Annotated in this window: 2 protein-coding genes; both read right to left on the bottom strand. The window is 64.2% G+C overall.

Annotation, left to right across the window (positions count from 1 at the left end):
* The coding region (locus VSR68_RS42555; RefSeq protein WP_342945384.1) for an ETC complex I subunit at nucleotides 1-236 on the bottom strand (236 nt) is incomplete at its 3' end.
* A 69-nt stretch (nucleotides 237-305) separates the two neighbouring features.
* A partial coding sequence (locus VSR68_RS43025) for a D-lyxose/D-mannose family sugar isomerase (protein WP_428983720.1) occupies nucleotides 306-464 on the bottom strand: 159 nt, incomplete at its 5' end.

The raw sequence follows: 464 nt of genomic DNA, 5'->3' as shown, positions 1-464 counted from the left end.
GAGTGGGGCTCGATCACCTCGAACTCCAGGCCCTTCTCGCGGGCATAGTCCTCGGCCTGCTTGCGCGTCTCGAACCGCAGGCGGACCTGGCTTTGTGTGTCGTCGCTGCTGGTCCAGCCCATCAGCGGGTCGATCTCGCGCGAATCGTCTGCCGGAAATTCAAGCACCCAAAGCTTGGTGCGGGCGATGCCGGATTGCATCGCGTTGCGCGCAGGCTTGTAGATACGGACTCGCATGGCGGGAACCTCTGTTCTTGCTTGCGGGCGTTATCCAACAAGACCGCCAGTCGCGCAAGGCGGAACCCGTTAGAATCCCCCATAGTCCGACACCAGCAGCCGCAAGGGCGCCTCGTCCTCGTCGATGCGGGCGAAGCGGCCGACAGGGGCCTCGAAGACATTGTCGGTCATATCGTCGTTCACGGTCGAGACCTCGCCCACCAGCGCGTCGCCCGCCTCGGCCCAGAA

The sequence above is a fragment of the Paraburkholderia phymatum genome (assembly GCF_038900715.1).
In the GTDB taxonomy this organism is placed as follows: domain Bacteria; phylum Pseudomonadota; class Gammaproteobacteria; order Burkholderiales; family Burkholderiaceae; genus Paraburkholderia; species Paraburkholderia phymatum_A.
This window is presented reverse-complemented; position numbering and strand designations above follow the sequence as displayed.